This window comes from Methylobacterium sp. AC315 (assembly GCF_979253755.1).
The window spans coordinates 17,240-33,462 of the sequence record NZ_CEEDEA010000022.1; the positions used below are offsets into that span (position 1 = coordinate 17,240).

A 16,223-nucleotide genomic window follows, 5' to 3' on the forward strand; every position below is an offset into this window, starting at 1 on the left:
CCGGAGCGGCGCCGCGGGTGGGTCGGATCACGGAATCCGGATCAGGGGGTCAGCACGGCGTTGATCACGTGGATCACGCCGTTCGACTGCATCACGTTCGGGATCGTCACCGTGGCGGTGTTGCCCTTCACGTCGGTGATCAGGACCTTCTTGCCCTGCACCGCCACGGCGAGCGGCTCGCCCTCGACCGTGGTGAGCTGGCCCTGGCCGCCGCCCTTCTTGACCAAAGCCACCAGGTCCTGCGCGGTGTAGACGCCCGGGACGACGTGGTAGGTCAGGATCTTGGTCAGCGTGGGCTTGTTCTGGGGCTGCACCAGGCTCTCGACGGTGCCCGGCGGCAGCTTGGCGAAGGCGGCGTTCGTGGGCGCGAACACCGTGAACGGGCCGGGGCCGCTCAGCGTCTCGACGAGGCCGGCGGCCTTCACGGCGGCGACCAGGGTGGTGTGGTCCTTGGAGTTGACCGCGTTCTCGACGATCGTCTTGCTGGCATACATCGGCGCGCCGCCGACCATCGGGTTCTTGGCGTAGGCCGCGCCGGTCGCACCGAGGCCGAGGGTCAGAGCGAGGGCGACCGCCCGGGCCGCGCGCCGGCCTCCGATAACGTTGAGCATCCTGGTGTTTCCTTCCCTGAGGTATCCCGGGATCGAGCGAGGACCGGGATTACGTCGCCGCTTACGGGTCCTCGGGCGGAAAGGTTTCGCAGGATCTGAATATCCGCCCGGGTCCAGGGGCATGGTCCGGCCGGGCATGAAAAAACCGCCCGGCGGTGGCCGGGCGGTTCGCCGTCCTGGCGGACGGGATGGCGGAGATCCGGGCTCCCCACCGCCTGCGCGGTGGGAACCCGGATCTCGGTTCGATCAGGACTTGTCGATCAGTACTTGCGGACCAGGGCGGTCGGGACCGGCGAGACCGGGGCCGGCGAGTACAGCGGCACGATCAGGCGGAGCCAGCCGTCCGTGGAGTAGTTGCTGCGGGTGCGGCCGAATGCGGTGGTGTACTGATCTCCGGTCACGACGTCGCGGGCGACGTAGGCCTGCACGGTGAAGACCTTGAAGTCGTAGCCGATCAGGCCGCCGATGGCGAAGCGACCGCGGTTACCGGCCGCCGCGCTGTACTGGCCGATGTCGAAATTGTAGGTGCCGTAGGCGACGGGACCGATCTCGAAGTTACCGAACTTCTTCGTCGCGGTGAGGTCGAAGTTCAGGGCGTCGGACAGGTAGAACGCGCCAAGGGTGGAGCCAACACGACCGCCGAAACGGCCGGGCGAGTCATAGATGTTGGCGGTCAGGTTACCGGTGATGTTCCAGCCGTCGCCGGTGTAACTGGCAGCGACGCCCATGCGGTAGGTGTTAGAGGAGAGCTGCGGCAGCACCGGGGTGCCAATCGGGCTGACGCCCGTCCGAGAAGTGGGGTTGGCTTGGAAACCGCCGGCGAAGAGCGAGCCGCGATCACCGTTGAGGTCGTTCAGGTACGCGCCGCCGAGCAAGCTGACGCCGAAGTTGTTGCCGAGGTCGAACGCCCAGATGCCGCCGACGAAGGTGCCGACGTTGATCGAGATGTCCTTGTTGCGCACGCCAGCCGGGTTGCGGGTGAAGGCGAACACGGTCGGGGGGGCGACGAGCAGCTCGATGCGGCCGCCGAGCGGCACCAGCGGGGTCGACCAGACCAGCACCGGGATGTTGACGGCCGTGTCAGCCGAGAACTGATTGTCCTGGCGGCGGAAGGTGAAGGTGTTGAGCGCGTAGATACCCTCGGGCAACGGCGCGCCGGTGGCAAGGCCGACCTGCTCGCCCGGAATGGTCGTGGTCTGCGCCTGAGCGATCGTCGAGGTCATGCCGACCGTGAGCGCGACCGCGCCGGCCGCGAGCCAGTTCTTCATCATTGTTTCTGTCCTTCCCAAGGTCTCAAGGCTTCCGTCCCGCATTCGGCACTACCCTGCCGGTCTGCTCGCTATTGGCGGCTGCCGACTTCCGGTGTGCCGAGCGCCCCCACGGAGCCCGCCCGTCTCAACGCCAATGACTATTCTACAGAGACCTGCGGAATGACAGTGGAATGCCGGTCGAAGCGGCAAAACCGGCCGAACCGTTGCGCAAAAGACGCATTTTTGCGGCGATGCAACACAGTCCCCAGGATTGAATAGCGGGCGGGCGGCCGGCAAAATATCGTTGAATGGTCAAGCTGTTGCCCGGGACCTCCCGGCACTTTGGCGGGAGAATCCGGCAAGCAGGGGTGGGTGAACGGGCATTCGTCCCAGCCGGGCGCCGAACCCGGAAACCCCGCTCCGGACGGCCGATCCCCGGCCGAAGACGGGCGGGAGCCGACCGAATCACGGGGCGCTGAGGCGGTCCCGAGCGGATTTTCGGGCCGCACCGGGCAGAATCTGCCGCCTCGAGCCCGGCCGGCGCCTATTCGGCGGCGGTGCGGCGGCCGGATTGCGGGGCCGGGCGACGGGCCAGCACCTCGCGCAGGAACCGGCCGGTATGGCTCGCCTTCGAGCGGGCGATCTCCTCCGGGGTGCCGAGCGCCACCACCCGGCCACCGCCGTCCCCGCCCTCGGGCCCCATGTCGATCACCCAGTCGGCGGTCTTGATCACTTCGAGATTGTGCTCGATCACCACCACCGTGTTGCCCTGGTCCACCAGCTCGTGGAGCACCTCCATGAGCTTGGCCACGTCGTGGAAGTGCAGCCCGGTGGTCGGCTCGTCGAGGATGTAGAGCGTGCGGCCCGTGGCGCGCTTCGACAGTTCCTTGGACAGCTTCACCCGCTGCGCCTCGCCCCCCGACAGGGTGGTGGCCTGCTGGCCGACATGGACGTAGTGCAGGCCGACCCGCTTCAGGGTCTCGAGCTTCTCGCGGATCGCCGGGACCGCCTTGAACAGCTCGGCCGCCTCCTCGACGGTGGAATCGAGCACGTCGGCGATGGACTTGCCGCGGTACTTCACCTCCAGGGTCTCGCGGTCGTAGCGCTTGCCCTTGCACACGTCGCAGGTGACGTAGACGTCCGGCAGGAAGTGCATCTCGATCTTGATGACGCCGTCGCCCGAGCAGGCCTCGCAGCGCCCGCCCTTCACGTTGAACGAGAAGCGCCCCGGCTGGTAGCCCCGGGCCTTGGCCTCGGGCAGGCCCGCGAACCAGTCGCGGATCGGCGTGAAGGCGCCGATATAGGTGGCGGGGTTCGAGCGCGGCGTCCGGCCGATCGGCGACTGGTCGATGTCGATGACCTTGTCGAGATGCTCCAGCCCCTCGAGTCTGTCGTACGGGGCCGGGTGCTCCAGCGCCCCGTTCAGCTTCTTTGCGACGGCCTTGTACAGGGTGTCGATCACCAGGGTGGACTTGCCGCCGCCCGAGACGCCGGTGATGCACGTGAAGGTGCCGAGCGGCACCTCGATATCCACGTCCTTGAGGTTGTTGCCCCGGGCGCCGAACACCCCGAGCTTGCCCTTCCGGCTCTTGCGCCGCGCGGCCGGGGTGCGGACCGCCATCGCGCCGGTGAGGTACTTGGCCGTGAGCGAGGCCGGGTTGGCCAGCACCTCGGCGGGGGTGCCCTGGGCGATGATCTCGCCGCCATGGATGCCCGCACCCGGGCCGACATCGACCACGTAGTCGGCCTGCAGGATCGCGTCCTCGTCGTGCTCGACCACGATCACCGAGTTGCCGAGGTCGCGCAGGCGCTTGAGCGTGCCGAGCAGCCGCTCGTTGTCGCGCTGGTGCAGGCCGATCGAGGGCTCGTCCAGCACGTAGAGCACGCCGGTGAGCCCGGAGCCGATCTGCGAGGCCAGCCGGATGCGCTGGCTTTCGCCCCCCGACAGGGAGCCGGAGCCGCGGGCCAGCGTCAGGTATTCGAGGCCGACATCCACCAGGAAGCTGAGCCGGTCGCGGATTTCTTTGAGAATTCTGACCGCGATCTCGTTTTGCTTGGCCGTCAGCTTCTCCGGCAATTCGGAGAACCAGCGATGGGCTTCCGAAACGGACAGCGCCGTCACGTCGCCGATATCGGCCATGGCGACCTTCACGGCCAGCGCCTCGGGCTTCAGCCGCTTGCCGCCGCAGGACGCGCAGGGCGTCTCGCTCATGAACCGGCCGATTTCCTCCCGCACCGCGTCGGACTCGCTCTCCTTGTAGCGGCGCTCCAGGTTCGGGATCACGCCCTCGAACGGCTTGTTGACCGCATACTTGCGCAGGCCGTCGTCGTAGGCGAAGCGGATCGCCTGCTTGCCGGAGCCGTACAGAACGACGGCGCGGGCCGCCTCCGGCAGGCTCTGCCAGGCCACGCTCGTCTTGAAGCCGTAATGCTCCGCCAGCGCGTCCAGCGTCTGGCCGTAATAGGGCGAGGTCGATTTCGCCCAGGGGCCGACCGCGCCGCGCTTCAAGCTGAGCGCAGGGTCCGAGATCACCAGTTCGGGGTCGATCCGCATCTCGTGGCCGATGCCGCCGCAGGTCGGGCAGGCGCCGAACGGGTTGTTGAACGAGAACAGCCGCGGCTCGATCTCCGCGATGGTGAAGCCCGAGACGGGACAGGCGAAACGCGACGAGAACGTGATCGTCCGGGGCTCCTCGCCCTCCGGCGCGTCGGCGAACACGATCTCGCTGATGCCGTCGGCGAGTTCCAGCGCGGTCTCGAACGAATCCGCCAGCCGCGCGGCGATGTCGGGCCGCACCACGATCCGGTCGACGACCACGTCGATGTCGTGCTTGAACTTCTTGTCGAGCTTGGGCGCGTCGTCGATCGCGTAATATTCGCCGTCGACCCGCAGCCGCTGAAACCCTTTCTTTTGGTACTCGGCGATTTCCTTGCGGTACTCGCCCTTCCGGCCGCGGACCACCGGGGCGAGCAGGTACAGCCGGCTCTTCTCCGGCAGCTCCAGCACCCGGTCGACCATCTGCTGGACGGTCTGGCTCTCGATCGGCAGGCCGGTGGCCGGGGAGTAGGGGATGCCGACCCGCGCCCAGAGCAGGCGCATGTAGTCGTAGATCTCGGTCACCGTCCCGACGGTGGACCGGGGGTTCTTGGAGGTGGTCTTCTGCTCGATGGAGATCGCCGGCGACAGCCCGTCGATCTGGTCGACATCGGGCTTGGACATCATCTCCAGGAACTGGCGGGCATAGGCCGAGAGCGATTCGACGTAGCGGCGCTGCCCCTCGGCGTAGATCGTGTCGAAGGCGAGCGACGACTTGCCCGAGCCCGACAGCCCGGTGAACACCACGAGCTTGTCCCGGGGGATCGTCAGGTCGACGTTCTTGAGGTTGTGCTCCCGGGCGCCCCGGACCGTGATCACCCGCCGGTCGGCGGCGCTCGGCGGCGCGGCGTCGAACAGGGCCTCCAGCTTGGCGTCGACGGCGGCCTCCGCGGCCGCGCTCCGGCTGCTGCCCGGGCGGACGGGGGCGGGGGCCTCGGCCTTCTTCGTACGCGCGGGCTTGTTCGTCCGCTCAGGCTCGGCCGGAACCGCCTCGGCCGGCGCTTTGGCGGACGACGCCTTCACGGGAGACGGTTTGGGGGCGGCTTTGCTGGCGCCGACGCGGGGTCCGACTCGGGTTCCGGCTTGGGCTTTGGCCATGAGGGCGGCGGTCTTTCGAGGCGTCGACGCGGTCGGGGCTGGCTTTGCGCGCGGGTCAGCCGCCGCACCCGCTCATGTCGAGCCCGGAGCGGTCGACGGCAAGGTGAGGCCGGCGGGACGCAGGCCCGACATGCAACGCCATTGCTAGAACGAAACGCGTACGCCGGCAACCGCTCGCCGGAAGCCTGTCGTTTCGCGGCCGAAAAGACGGGATTTCCAAAGGGCCTGCGGCCCTTTGGCGGGGTGTCGGGGCAGGCCCCGACAGCAGGGCGCTGCCCTGCACCCGCAAAAGGTCCGGGACCTTTTGGATCCGGGACTTCACGCGTCGGCGTTGCGCGCCATGAAGGTGGCGGGGGTGCCGTCCTCGGGGTTCACGAAGATGATGTCGGTGGGGGCCCGCCGCGGGGTGTCGATCGACAGGAACGTCACCGGCTCGCCCGGGGCGATCTCCGGCATCGCGTGCACCGTGCCCGTCTCGAAGAACAAGAGCTGGCCGGGGCCGAACGGTGTGAGGTTCGCGGGGTCACCCAGCCAGACGGTGCCGCGTCCCGACAGGCAGTACAGGTACTCGTCGCAGGTGGCGTGATAGTGCGGCGGGGTCGGGCGGTAGACCCGGAACACCCGGGCGCTCGCCGCCGCCCGGTCGGTCAGGTAGGTGTCGACCAGGAGCGTCCGCGCGCTGTCGGGCAGCGCCGCCGCGAGCGCCGCCACGTCGAAGATTCCGGTGCCCGTCCCGGTCATGGCGCCCGCCTCACGACGCAAAACCTTCGAGCACGATCTTGCCCTTGGCGCGCCCGCTCTCGATCAGCGCGTGCGCCCGCCGCAGGTTCCGGGCGTCGATCCGCCCGTAATGCTCGCCCAGGGTCGTGCGCAGGCGCCCCGCATCCACCAGCCGGGCGACCTCGTCGAGGAGCGCGCCCTGGGCGGCGATATCGGAGGTGCCGAACATCGAGCGGGTGAACATGAACTCCCAGTGCAGCGACAGGCTCTTGCGCTTGAGCAGCGCCACGTCGAGCTGCGCGGGATCGTCGATCAGGGCGAACCGGCCCTGCGGGGCGATCAGCGTCGCGATCTCGGCGAGATGCGCGTCGGTGTTGGTGGTCGAGAACACGAGGCCCGGCGCGCCGAGGCCCAGGGCCGCCACCTCGGCGGAGAGCGGCTTGGCATGATCGACCACGTGGTGGGCGCCGAGATCCCGGCACCAGACCGCCGTCTCCGGCCGGGACGCGGTGGCGATCACGGTGAGGTCGGTGAGCTGCCGGGCGAGCTGGATCGCCACCGAGCCGACGCCGCCCGCCCCGCCGACGATCAGGATCGCCGGGGCGGCGCCCGGCACCGGTTTCTTGGCGTCGAGCCGGTCGAACAGGGCCTCCCAGGCGGTGATCGCGGTGAGCGGCAGGGCGGCGGCCTGCGCCCAGTCGAGGCCGGCGGGCTTGTGCCCGACGATGCGCGCGTCGACGCAATGGAATTCGGCGTTGGTCCCCGGCCGGGTGAGGTCGCCCGCGTAGAACACCGCGTCTCCGACCGAGAAGCCCTCGGCCTCGGCACCCGTGGCGAGAACGGTGCCGGCGGCGTCCCAGCCCAGGACCTTGACCCCGCCGGCCTCGGGCTCGGCCCGCACCCGGACCTTGGTGTCGACCGGGTTCACCGAGACCGCCTCGACCTTCACCAGCAGGTCGCGGGGGCCGGGATCGGGCCGGGGCAGGTCGCAATCGACCAGGGCCTCGGCCTCGGTGATCGGCAGGGATTTTCTGTACCCGACGGCGCGCATCGCAATCTCCTCCGACTGACCCGCACGGAGATGCCGTCCGCCTTCACGGCGCGCAAGTACGCACATAAAACGCCGATAGTGCCGAGAATGATACCGCCCGACGATCGCCTTGGGATCCCGCCATGCCCCGCACCCGACACCATAGCGGCAACTGCAGCCCCGGCTGCGCCGTCGAGGCCACCCTCCGGCTCATCGACGGCAAGTGGAAGGGCGTGATCCTCTACCACCTGCTAGAGGGGACCCTGCGCTTCAACGAGATCCGCCGGCGGCTGGCGAGCGTGACGCAGCGCATGCTCACGAACCAGCTGCGCGAGATGGAGGCGGACGGCCTGATCGCCCGGAAGGTCTACGCCGAGGTGCCCCCGAAGGTGGAGTACAGTCTGACCGAGCGGGGGCGGACCCTGGAGCCGGTCATCCACGCGCTCAAGGTCTGGGGCGACCTGCATGCCGATTTGCATGAGGCCGATTTGCATGATCCCGAACGGCTTGAGGCCGAACGGCTTGCCGAGGCGGCACCGACCGTCGGGACTGCCGCCTGATTGTGCATTGCAGGCCGGGCCAAACCCCTCCACCCTAACGGTGTTTTTATAACCGTCCCGGATGATTCCGGCGAACGTTGCAGGATTCCGGGTTCCGATGGCCGTCCTCTCCTCACTCCGCGCGCGCATCCTCGCGGTGGCGCTCGCGCCCTGCCTTGCCTTCGCGGGGGCGGCCGGGTGGGCGGTGTCCGACCAATGGGCGCGGCGGGCCGAGATGGACCGGGTCGAGACCCTCGTCGGCCTCGCCTCGCGGATCAGCGCCTTCGTCCACGAGGCCCAGCGCGAGCGCGGCGCCTCCAGCCTGTTCCTGGGCGCCAGGGGGGCGCAGTTCGGGCCGGAACTCGCGGCCCAGCGCAGCCGCACCGACGCGGCTTTGGCCGGGCTCCCCGACGCGATGGCGGCCGCGACCGGCTTCGGCCCCGCCTTCGCGGCACGCGCCGAGGGCTTCGCGCAGGGGCTCACCGGGCTCGCGGCCCAGCGCCGGGCGGTCGATGCCCTGGGCCTCACCGCGCCGCAGGCGACGGGCTTCTACACCGGCCTGATCGGCGAGGGGCTGGGCGTGGTCCGGGCGATGGGCGGCGTGATCGACGAGGCCGGCATCGCGGCCCGGGCCAACGCCTACGCGGCGTTCCTGGCGCTGAAGGAGGCCGCCGGCCAGGAGCGGGCCGCCGCCTCGGCGGTGTTCGCCTCCGGCAGCCTGGACCTCCCCGCCGCGCGCCGGCTCACCACGCTCTCGGCCGATCAGGCGACCTACGGCGCCCTGTTCCGGGCCGGGGCCGTCGAGGGTCAGGCCGCGCTGCTGGACGCCGCGGAGGCGACCGAGCCGGCGCGGGAGGTGGCACGCCTGCGCAGCGCCGCGCAGGAGACGATGCCGGGCACGACCCTCGCCTTCCGCGACGCGCCGGCCTGGTTCCGGCTCGCCACCCAGCGCATCGACGCCCTCAAAGGCGTCGAGGACCGGCTGACCGCCGACCTGGTGGCCGCCGCCGGCGCGGTGCGGGCCCGGGCCGACCGGATGCTGACGGTCTGGATCGCGGGCGGGCTCGCCCTGTTCGCGCTCTCGGTCGGCTTCGCGTTCTGGCTCGGCACGGCCATCGCGCGGCCCCTGGTCCGGATGGCCCGGGTGCTGACGGCGATCGGGCGGGGCGAGGGACACGACGGGCCGGGCGCCGACCTGGCCATCCCGGCGGGGGGCCCGCGCGAGGTGCGGGCGATCGCCGACGCCGCGGTGACGTTCCGCGACAGCGTCGCCGAGCGCCGGCTCGCCCGGGCCGCGCAGCAGCGCCTCGCCGCCGAGAATGCTGCCGCGCAGCGCGCCGCCGCCCTGAGCCTCGCCGACAGCTTCGAGGGGCAGGTCGGAGGCATCGTCGCGGCGGTCTCGGCCGCCGCCGAGCAGCTGGAGGCCTCCGCCCACGGCATGGCCCGGGCCGCGCAGGACACCACCGACCTCAGCCGGGCGGTGGCCGGCGCCGCGGATTCGGCCGCCCGCTCGGCCGACACCGTGGCGGCGGCCACCGAGGAGCTCACGGCCTCGGTCCGGGAGATCGGCGTGCAGGTTGGAGCCTCGGCCGACCTCGCGGCCTCGGCGACCCGGGACGCGGACGGCATGGCCGGAGAGGTCCGCCGCCTCGCCCAGGCCGCCGGGAGCATCGGGGAGATCGTCGCGATGATCTCGGACATCGCCGGCCAGACCAACCTGCTCGCCCTCAACGCCACCATCGAGGCGGCCCGAGCCGGCGAGGCGGGCCGGGGCTTCGCGGTGGTGGCCGCCGAGGTCAAGAACCTCGCCGGCCAGACCGCCCGGGCGACCGAGGAGATCGCCGCCAAGGTCGCCGAGATCACCGGCTCCACCGAGGCCTCCGTCCGCTCGATCGGCGGCATCACCGAGGTGATCCGCACCCTCGCCCGGATCGGGGCCGAGATCGCCGCCATGGTCGAGCAGCAGGGCGCGGCCACCGCCGAGATCGCCCGCACCACCGGCCAGACCTCGCAGGATACCCGCGCGGTCTCGGGCACCATCGCCGGCGTGGGCGAGGCGGCCGGCACGGCCAGCCACGGCTCGTCCCAGGTGCTCGACGCCGCCAGCGACCTGGCCCGGCAGGCCAGCGCCCTGCGCGGCGCCGTCGGCGATTTTTTGGCCAACGTCCGGGCCGCCTGACGGCAAAGTCCCGGATTCAATAGGTCCGAGACCTTTTGCGGGTGCGGGCGGAGCCCGCTGTTTTCAAGGGCTCCGCCCCTGAACCCCGCCAAAGGGCTGAGCCCTTTGGAAACCCGGGACTAAGCCTCGGCCAGGCCGAGCCCGAGCAGGCGGTTGGCGTTGCGCCAGAGGGCGGCGTCCAGGGCGTCCTCCGACAGGCCGAGCGCGCGGAAATCCGCGACGCCCTGGCCCATCGCCCGGAACGGGAACGAGGAGCCGAACAGGAACTGGTCCTTCATGAAGCCGTTCGCCGCCTCCACGTAGAGGCCGCCGCCGGGCGCGAACGTGTACATGTCCGGGGAGACGAAGACGTTCTCGTTGCGGAAGGCCACGGTCACCATCTCGGCCACGTGCGGGTAGAACCCGTGGCAGCACACGATCGGCAGCTTCGGGAAGGTCCGGGCGACCCGGTCCACCGCCAGCGGGTCGTTGAGGCGCAGGTCCGGCGTGGTCGGGCCGGACATGACGAAGGCCGGGACCGCCAGCGTCTCGCACAGCTCGTAGAGCGGCATCAGGCGCTCGTCGTCGGCCCGCATGCCCTCGCGGTAGAAGCCGGCATCGAGGTTGATCCCCTTGAAGCCGAGCTCGGTCACGGCGCGCTTGGCCTCCGCCACCGCGGCCTTGCGGCCGAGCTTGACCGGATCCACCGAGGCGATGCCGATCAGCCGCTTCGGATCGTGCCCGGCGGCCTGCGCGAGGGCGTCGTTCGAGACCCGGACCCCCGGGACCGACCGAGCGACCATCACGGCGACGTCGATCCCGGCCCCGTCCATCTCGGCGCGGAAGCCCTCGATCGTGGCGCCGCGGGTGAAGTGCTCGACCTCGCGGCTGCCGACCCGGGCGTTCAGCCAGCGGGCGACGCCGAATTCCGGCGTGTCGGGCTCGGCGCCGAAGAACGTGTGCAGGAAGGTCGGCCGGCTGCGCATGTCCACGACGGGCATTGTTTTGGGACTCCATGGTTGTGACGGGATCCACAAGGTCGAGACCTTGTGCGGGTGCAGGGCGGAGCCCTGCTATCGGGCCTCGGGCCGTGCGCTCAAGGGCTCCGCCCCTGAACCCCGCCAAAGGGCTGAGCCCTTTGGAAACCCGATCTCGTCCCTGGCAGGCGGGTCTCGTCAATGCGAGACCGCCTCCAGCACCTTGCCGCGGGTCTCGACCCCGAGGGTGAGCACCAGGAGGGCGGCGATCAGGAAACCGCCCGCGCCGACCTGGAACGCGGTGGCCGGGCCGTAATCGCGCACCAGCACCGGCACGATCATCGGCCCCAGGATGGCGCCGATCCGCCCGAAGGCCGAGGCGAAGCCGGCCCCGGTGGCCCGGGCGCGGGTCGGGTACAGCTCCGGCGTGTAGGCGTAGAGGCAGCTCCACATGCCGAACATGAAGAACTGCATCACGAAGCCCGCGACGAACAGCCAAGTGACCGTGACGCCGGCGACGGTCAGCACGGGATCGCCGCCGGCATTGCCGTACAGCCAGGCCGCGGCCGCCGCGCAGATCAGGAACAGGGCCGTGGTCGGCTTGCGGCCGATCCGCTCGAGCAGCACGGCCGCCGCGGCGAAGCCCGGGATGCCGCCCAGGGTGATCAGGGTCACGAAGCCCACCGAGCCGACGATCGAGAAGCCGCGCTCCTTGAGCAGCACCGCGATCCAGGAATTGAGCCCGAAGAAGCCGATCAGCGCGAAGAACCACAACCCGAAGGCCATCACGGTGCGCAGCCGGTAGGCCGGCGCGAACAGGGTCGCCACCGCGCTCAGCCGGGGCCCGGGAATCCGATCGGCGACCGTCTCCGCCACCGCGGCGGCGACCTGCGGGGTGATTGGGGGCAGGGGCCGGCCGGTGGCGCGCTCGACCGCGCGCTCCATCGTGGTCATCACGGCGTCGGCTTCCGCGTGCCGGCCCGTTTCGGCGAGCCAGCGGGGCGATTCGGGCATGGAGCGGCGCACCGCGAGCACCACCAGCGACAGCAGGCCGACCACCACGAAGGCCCAGCGCCAGCCGAGATAGGGCAGCACGAAGAAGCTGATCGCCCCGGACAGGACGTAGCCCACCGCCCAGAACCCCTCCAGGATCGCGATGTATTTGCCGCGCACGGGGGCCGGGACGATCTCCGAGACCATCGCCTGCGCCACCGGCGCCTCGCCGCCGACGCCCACCCCGATCAGGAACCGGCAGGCCATCAGCACGGGCAGGCTCCAGGCGGCCGCCGCCGCGAGGCTCGCGAGGCCCCAGACCACCATGGTCACCTGGAACACCGCCTTGCGGCCGAACCGGTCGGAGGCGGTGCCGGCGACGATGTTGCCGACGAGCTGGCCCGCGAAGGTCATGGCGGCGAGCTGGCCGGCCTCCGTGGGGCTCAGCCCGAAAGCCACCACGATCGAGCCGAGCAGGAAGGTCAGGAGCGCCACGTCGATCTGGTCGACCAGCCACGCGGAGGCGATGATCGCGAAGATCTTTCGCTGGTAGCGCGACATCGGCAGCCGTTCGAGGCGCGCGGCGATGTCCGAGACGACCGGACGCCCGTCCTCCCGAGCTGTGGCGGCAAGCGGCACGGTGGATCCTTTCTCGACACCCGGACCGCCGCGCGGTCCCGTGCCGACCCCGGTACAGCAGGCCCGCCTGCCGGAACAGGCATGGCGCCGGACAGGCATGGCGCCGGACAGGCATGGCGCCGGACAGGCATGGCGCCGGACAGGCATGGCGCCGGATCGGATCCGGCCTATCTGCCCGGGCGCCCCCGGACACTGGACCCGCGATGGATGATGCTCCCTCGGCCGCGCAGCACGGCCGCTACCGCTACAGCGCCCTCCCGGACCGGCCGGTCTACGATTGGCCCGGGGGCCGGCGGCTCGCGGTCTATGTCGGGCTCAACCTCGAGACCTTCGATTTCGGGGCGGGGCTCGGGGCCGAGCTCGCCCCGGGCGGGCCGCAGCCGGACGTGCTCAATTACGGCTGGCGCGACTGGGGCAACCGGGTCGGGGCCTGGCGGCTGCGGGACACCCTCGACGGCCTCGGCCTGCCCGCGAGCGTGCTGGTCAACAGCCGGCTCTACCGGGATTGCCCGGGCCTGATCGAGGCGTTCCGGGCGCGCGGCGACGAGATCGTCGGGCACGGCCGCACCAATGCCGAGCGGCAGGGCACCCTGTCCGAAGCGGAGGAGCGCGCCCTGATCGCGGAGGCCACCGCGATCCTGACCCGGGCGGAGGGCCGGGCGCCGGCCGGCTGGCTCGGCCCCTGGATCTCGCAGTCGCGGGTGACGCCGGACCTGCTCGCCGAGGCCGGCTACCGCTACCTGCTCGACTGGTGCCACGACGACCAGCCGACCTGGATGGCGACCCGGGGCGGCGGCCGGATCCTGGCCATTCCGTATCCCCAGGAGCTGAACGACATCCCGGCGATCGTCGCCCGCAAGGAGACGGGCCGCCACTTCGCCGACGCGCTCGTCGACGCCTTCGACGAGATGCTGGAGCAATCCGCCGCGGCGCCGCTGGTGATGGGCATCGCGCTCCATCCCTACATCGTCGGCCAGCCCCACCGGCTGCGACCGCTGCGGGCGGCGCTCGCCCATATCGCGGCCCATCGGGACCGGGTTTGGATCACCACGGCGGGCGCGATCGCAGCGCACGCCGTGGCGGTGTCCGGCTGACCGGAGCCGAGACGACCCGCACCCGCACCCGCACCCGCCGATGGCCCGATCTCGAACCCGGTATTCAAGACGAGCCATCGGGTTTTCGCGCGCGCCTCAGCGCGAAAACCCGCACTCGACGTGCGCGATAACGATCCCGGTCACGATTTTCTCGCGGTCAGCCTTGCTGCCGCCATCGTTGCCCCGGAGGCGGCAGTATCCGCGCCCATCGATAACGCCGCCGCGCACGCCGCCATGTCCGACACCAGGTCCGACACCCGGGACCCGTACCGCCGCGCGGCCGTGGCCGGCGCCGTCCCCGATCCCGCGCCGGAACCGGGCTTCGAGGACCTTCTCCGCATGGCCCGCCGGGCCTGCGGGGCCCCGATGGCTCTGCTCAGCCTCGACACCGGGGACCGGCCCCGGTCCGAGGCCGCGGACGGGTTCGGGGCCGGCATCCTTTCGCCCCCAGGCATCCTTTCGCGCCCAGGCAGCCTTCCGCCCGCAGGCATCCTTGCGCCCACAGGCATCCTTGCGCCCCCAGGCATCCTTGCGCCCCCAGGCATCCTTGCGCCCACAGGCATCCTTGCGCCCACAGACGCGCTCGCCGGTATCCTCGCGCGTATCCCCGACGGCCCGGGCGTTCTGGTCATTCCCGACTTGACGGCGGATGCGCCGGCCCGCGCCGACCCGCGCCGCGCGGCCGGACCGGCGCTGGGTTTTTTCGCAGGCGCCGCGCTGGAATCCCCGGCGGGCCGGCGCCTCGGCACCCTCTGCGTGCTCGACACAGCCCCCCGGCCCGGGGGTCTCGATCCCGAGGCGGCCGAGGACCTGGCCACCCTGGCGCAGCTGGCCGCGACCCGGCTGGAGCTGCGCCAGACCCGGGCGGCACGCGACCGCCTGCTGGCCCAGCGGGCCGTGGTGGCGGATCTGGTGGCGGCCTTGCCGGGTGCCGGCGACCGCGGGGCGATCCTGGATCTCCTGGTGGCCGCCGCCCTGGCAGCCGTGCCGGAGGCCGAGGGTGGGGCCGCCGCCCTGCGCGAGGGGCCCGACCTGGTCTACCGCTCGGCGGCCGGTAGCCTCGCCCACCAAGTCGGCCTGCGCCGGCCGCTCGCCGGCGGATCGGCCGAGCCGGCGCTGCCGGCCCGTGCGGCGACCCCCGGCCCAGACCGGATGGCAGACCTGCGGACGGCGGAGCTGCCGCCGGGGGAGCTGCCGCCGGCACCCGGCATGCACGCCGCCCTCACGGTTCCCGTGCAGCTCGGCGGCGCGGCGTCGGGGATCCTCGAGCTGCGCGCCGCCCGGGCCGACGCCTTCACGCAGGATGCCTTCACACCGGATGCCTTCACACCGGATGCCTTCACACCGGATGACCTGGCGGTCGTGCAGCTGATCGCCGGCACGGTCGCGGCGAGCCTCACCGAGACCCGGGAGGTCGGCGCGGCCGAGGCCCGGCTCGCCACCGTGATGGATACGGTCCCGGTCGGGATCCTGCTCGCCGAGGCGCCCTCCGGCCGCATCGTCATGGGCAACCGGCGCATCCGGGAGGTGCTGGGCCACGACACGGTCTATGCGCCGGACAGTGCGGCGTACGGCGCCTACGTCGCCTACCACGCCGACGACAGACCGGTGGCGCCGGAGGAATTCCCGCTCGCCCGGATCTGCGCGGGCGAGGCGGCCCGGGCCGAGCTGGAGGTCCGCTACCAGCAGCCCGACGGGACGCGCCGCTGGATCGCCATCGCGGGCGAGGCGATCCGGGACCCGGCCGGCAAAGTCGTGGGCGCCGTGGTGGCGGTCTCCGACATCGAGGCGCGCAAGCGCGCCGAGGCGGACCAGAACCTGCTCAACAGCGAGCTGTCGCACCGGCTGAAGAACACCCTGGCGCTGGTGCAGGCGATCGCCGCCCAGACCCTGCGCAACGCCCCCGACATCGACACGGCCCGCGAGGCCCTGGCGGCGCGCCTGGTCGCCCTGGGCAAGGCCCACGACATCCTGCTGGCCGGCCATCTCGCCGGCCGCCCGGAGGCCGCCAGCGTCGCCGCGGTGGTGACCGGCAGCCTGGCGCTGCACCAGGACGATCCCGGCCGGTTCGGCTTCGACGGCCCCGATCTCCTGATCGGGCCGGCGGCCGCCCTGTCGCTGGCCCTGATGCTGCACGAACTCGCCACCAACGCGGCGAAGTACGGCGCGCTCTCGATGCAGACGGGCCGGGTCGACGTCGGATGGGACACGGCCCCCGATACGGCCGGGGACCCGGTCTTCACCCTGGTCTGGCGCGAGAGCGGCGGCCCGCCGGTGGCGCCGCCGACGCGCCGGGGCTTCGGCTCGCGGCTGATCGAGCGGGGGCTCGCCGGGGCGGTCGGCGGCCGGGCCGCGCTCGACTATCACCGCGACGGGCTGGTCTGCACCCTCACCGCCCCGCTCGCCGGATTCCGGGCCGGGCCGTAAAGCGGCCCGTCGGGGTTTCCGAAGGGCTCAACCCTTCGGCGGGGTTCCGGGGCGCAGCCCCTGAGGAGAGCGGGCCCCGCCCGCACCCGCG

11 protein-coding genes are annotated in these 16,223 nt (G+C 71.6%); 4 read left to right on the top strand and 7 right to left on the bottom strand.

Features of this window, described 5'->3' with window-relative positions:
- Window positions 1-41: 41 nt before the first annotated feature.
- From AC0IY0_RS24315 to AC0IY0_RS24335, 5 genes are all read right to left on the bottom strand, one after another.
- Window positions 42-611, bottom strand: coding sequence for a fasciclin domain-containing protein (locus AC0IY0_RS24315; protein ID WP_147857251.1), 570 nt, complete (start codon window positions 609-611; stop codon window positions 42-44).
- Between the two features lie 260 nt (window positions 612-871).
- Window positions 872-1,882, bottom strand: a complete 1,011-nt coding sequence (locus AC0IY0_RS24320) for a transporter (protein ID WP_471765878.1) — start codon at window positions 1,880-1,882, stop codon at window positions 872-874.
- A gap of 523 nt (window positions 1,883-2,405) precedes the next feature.
- Window positions 2,406-5,555 carry an excinuclease ABC subunit UvrA gene (gene uvrA / locus AC0IY0_RS24325; protein WP_461231437.1) on the bottom strand — a complete coding sequence of 1,050 codons (3,150 nt, stop codon included), beginning with the start codon at window positions 5,553-5,555 and terminating at the stop codon, window positions 2,406-2,408.
- 318 nt (window positions 5,556-5,873) lie between these two features.
- On the bottom strand, window positions 5,874-6,296 hold the full coding sequence (locus AC0IY0_RS24330) for a cupin domain-containing protein (protein ID WP_147910578.1): 423 nt from the start codon (window positions 6,294-6,296) through the stop codon (window positions 5,874-5,876).
- Between the two features lie 10 nt (window positions 6,297-6,306).
- On the bottom strand, window positions 6,307-7,326 hold the full coding sequence (locus tag AC0IY0_RS24335; RefSeq protein WP_471765880.1) for a zinc-binding alcohol dehydrogenase family protein: 1,020 nt from the start codon (window positions 7,324-7,326) through the stop codon (window positions 6,307-6,309).
- A 122-nt stretch (window positions 7,327-7,448) separates the two neighbouring features.
- On the opposite strand from AC0IY0_RS24335, the gene AC0IY0_RS24340 reads away from it, so the two are divergent.
- Entirely contained in the window at window positions 7,449-7,865 is a 417-nt protein-coding gene (locus AC0IY0_RS24340; protein ID WP_147940177.1) for a winged helix-turn-helix transcriptional regulator, read from the top strand.
- A 97-nt stretch (window positions 7,866-7,962) separates the two neighbouring features.
- Window positions 7,963-10,023, top strand: coding sequence for a methyl-accepting chemotaxis protein (locus AC0IY0_RS24345; protein WP_419828448.1), 2,061 nt, complete (start codon window positions 7,963-7,965; stop codon window positions 10,021-10,023).
- Between the two features lie 119 nt (window positions 10,024-10,142).
- Here the strand turns inward: AC0IY0_RS24345 and AC0IY0_RS24350 are convergent, their stop codons facing one another.
- Together AC0IY0_RS24350 and AC0IY0_RS24355 are read right to left on the bottom strand one after the other, a co-directional pair.
- The gene (locus AC0IY0_RS24350) at window positions 10,143-11,003 is read right to left on the bottom strand and encodes an amidohydrolase family protein (RefSeq protein WP_419828447.1); all 861 of its coding nucleotides are present in this window, start codon (window positions 11,001-11,003) and stop codon (window positions 10,143-10,145) included.
- Window positions 11,004-11,177: 174 nt separating this feature from the next.
- Window positions 11,178-12,611: an MFS transporter gene (locus AC0IY0_RS24355; RefSeq protein WP_471765882.1), complete on the bottom strand. Its 1,434-nt coding sequence runs from the start codon at window positions 12,609-12,611 to the stop codon at window positions 11,178-11,180.
- Between the two features lie 203 nt (window positions 12,612-12,814).
- On the opposite strand from AC0IY0_RS24355, the gene AC0IY0_RS24360 reads away from it, so the two are divergent.
- Both AC0IY0_RS24360 and AC0IY0_RS24365 read left to right on the top strand, forming a co-directional pair.
- Window positions 12,815-13,705, top strand: a complete 891-nt coding sequence (locus AC0IY0_RS24360) for a polysaccharide deacetylase family protein (protein ID WP_147940181.1) — start codon at window positions 12,815-12,817, stop codon at window positions 13,703-13,705.
- Window positions 13,706-13,939: 234 nt separating this feature from the next.
- On the top strand, window positions 13,940-16,132 hold the full coding sequence (locus AC0IY0_RS24365; RefSeq protein WP_471765883.1) for a sensor histidine kinase: 2,193 nt from the start codon (window positions 13,940-13,942) through the stop codon (window positions 16,130-16,132).
- The last annotated feature ends 91 nt before the right edge of the window (window positions 16,133-16,223 follow it).

Bases quoted from the DNA above. Each gene is read 5' to 3' on its own strand.
- AC0IY0_RS24315 (WP_147857251.1), bottom strand. From the start codon at position 611: ATGCTCAACGTTATCGGAGGCCGGCGCGCGGCCCGGGCGGTCGCCCTC.
- AC0IY0_RS24320 (WP_471765878.1), bottom strand. From the start codon at position 1,882: ATGATGAAGAACTGGCTCGCGGCCGGCGCGGTCGCGCTCACGGTCGGC.
- uvrA (WP_461231437.1), bottom strand. From the start codon at position 5,555: ATGGCCAAAGCCCAAGCCGGAACCCGAGTCGGACCCCGCGTCGGCGCC.
- AC0IY0_RS24330 (WP_147910578.1), bottom strand. From the start codon at position 6,296: ATGACCGGGACGGGCACCGGAATCTTCGACGTGGCGGCGCTCGCGGCG.
- AC0IY0_RS24335 (WP_471765880.1), bottom strand. From the start codon at position 7,326: ATGCGCGCCGTCGGGTACAGAAAATCCCTGCCGATCACCGAGGCCGAG.
- AC0IY0_RS24340 (WP_147940177.1), top strand. From the start codon at position 7,449: ATGCCCCGCACCCGACACCATAGCGGCAACTGCAGCCCCGGCTGCGCC.
- AC0IY0_RS24345 (WP_419828448.1), top strand. From the start codon at position 7,963: ATGGCCGTCCTCTCCTCACTCCGCGCGCGCATCCTCGCGGTGGCGCTC.
- AC0IY0_RS24350 (WP_419828447.1), bottom strand. From the start codon at position 11,003: ATGCCCGTCGTGGACATGCGCAGCCGGCCGACCTTCCTGCACACGTTC.
- AC0IY0_RS24360 (WP_147940181.1), top strand. From the start codon at position 12,815: ATGGATGATGCTCCCTCGGCCGCGCAGCACGGCCGCTACCGCTACAGC.
- AC0IY0_RS24365 (WP_471765883.1), top strand. From the start codon at position 13,940: ATGTCCGACACCAGGTCCGACACCCGGGACCCGTACCGCCGCGCGGCC.